Source organism: Falsiporphyromonas endometrii (assembly GCF_042654485.1).
GTDB classification, from domain to species: domain Bacteria; phylum Bacteroidota; class Bacteroidia; order Bacteroidales; family Porphyromonadaceae; genus Porphyromonas; species Porphyromonas endometrii.
Genome location: NZ_JBHSGO010000075.1, coordinates 1 through 1,655, shown reverse-complemented (window position 1 = coordinate 1,655; position 1,655 = coordinate 1). Strand labels below are relative to the sequence as shown.

The 1,655-nt window shown below is 36.8% G+C and carries 1 protein-coding gene; it reads right to left on the bottom strand.

What is annotated here, in order from left to right; all coding sequences use genetic code 11:
* Positions 1-505: 505 nt before the first annotated feature.
* On the bottom strand, positions 506-1,036 hold the full coding sequence (locus tag ACFO3G_RS03305) for a nitroreductase family protein (RefSeq protein ID WP_380077968.1): 531 nt from the start codon (positions 1,034-1,036) through the stop codon (positions 506-508).
* Positions 1,037-1,655 lie beyond the last annotated feature (619 nt).

Here is a 1,655-nt window from a genome sequence, read left to right as displayed (position 1 = left end):
GGGAAATACTCCTAAAAGCTCGGGCAGATACTCCTCCAATACCCTCACTTTTTGATTAGGGGGGCTTATCTTTCAAAATTGAAATGCTCAACCGCATGTATTCGGCGATTGAGCATCCTTAATATGTCATTTCCAACTTTTATCGGACAGCAATGAAAAAGAAATGGCTATGTCGAAACTATCCTTGCATAGATTCAATTTTCATTTGTAAAGAACAATCGCTATCAAAGAGCTAAGACTCAATGATAGCGATTGCTTTTATTTGGTTAAAAGAGGTGTGACTGTCGATAAGAAAGGGTCTTCTTTCAATTCCATATCTTGACACAGCTCCTCATCTTTGCAAAGTATGTTAAACCTATTTTCCCTTAAATGATTCCCTTTCCATAGATATAAATAGGTATGAATAGGTTGGGAACCTCAAGGCTAATGCCTTTTTCCTGATGAGAAAGTGTGGCAATCATTGGAGAGGACCCATACATTCATAAGAAAGGCTTAAAGCAATATCTCAAAGGCTGTCATACCTAACAATTTCATTAAGCTCTTTGCGTAGCTTTTGAGGTGTCTTATGTTTGCTCAAATCGGGGTAGCCAATTGCTAAAACTGTTATAGCTTCTTCCTCTTTGGGCAAATTAAACAGTTGATGACATTTGTCCTGATCAAAGGCGCATACCCAGGTTGAACCCAATCCTTCTGCATGAGCTTGTAGTATCATCTGTGTTGCGGCTATAGAGGTGTCGATATCTACAGAGTCTCCGGAGGGCCTGCTCCAGCATGTTTGATGGTTGCCTATAAGTACAATATAAAGTGGGGCTGTCTGAAACCATGGAGTGGGGTAGCATTCTCTGATTTTAGCCTTTGCCTCTTCGGATTGAATGACTAAGAATGTCCAAGGTTGTTTGTTGCATGCAGAAGGGGCTAAACGTCCTGCCTCTAAAATATTATCTAACTTTTCCTGCTCGATAGGTCTGTCTAAAAACGCTCTTACTGAGCATCTTTCTTTTAATAACTCTAATGTATCCATATCTATAAATTTCATTGTCTTTGATGTTATTTTCAAGTCCCTTTTGTATCTGACCGATAGTGCTACCGGCTTGATTCTTAATTCAAATAGTTACTCTGTCATATCCTCAATGGTAGATACTCCTCAAAAGAGACTAAAGCAAATGAAACTTCTCCTTTTAGAAGCAAAGCTAATGAATAAAGCTTCTTAAGCTACCGACAGTGCAAATTAAAGCATTTATTTCAAAAACAGAACATAAGGAAAGATCAACAGATTGGATCGATTGTCTTACAAGCTTTTTCTCATTAATCTTGTGTATAAGATTATTGCTGACCGGTAAAAGTCTTGCCAGCACGGCAAACTTGGATTTCATATAAACAGCTCTCTCGATAGCTCTTTAACCCAGATTTGTCGTTAGATGTCAGATCCTAATGACTGTCATAAGAAATTATTAATCTTAATACATTATATATCATTGTTTTATAATCTTATAAATGATTCTTGTCTACTAAATTTCTCCAACATTTTGGTGGATACTGTCCCGAAAAAGTGTGTAAGACTCAAGACTGTTATCTTTGAAAAAAACAAAATAAAACGATAAACCGTATGAATCTTACACGAGTACAAATTAAAGAAATTATTTCGAATTGTCTGT

Bases quoted from the DNA above. Each gene is read 5' to 3' on its own strand.
- ACFO3G_RS03305 (WP_380077968.1), bottom strand. From the start codon at position 1,036: ATGAAATTTATAGATATGGATACATTAGAGTTATTAAAAGAAAGATGC.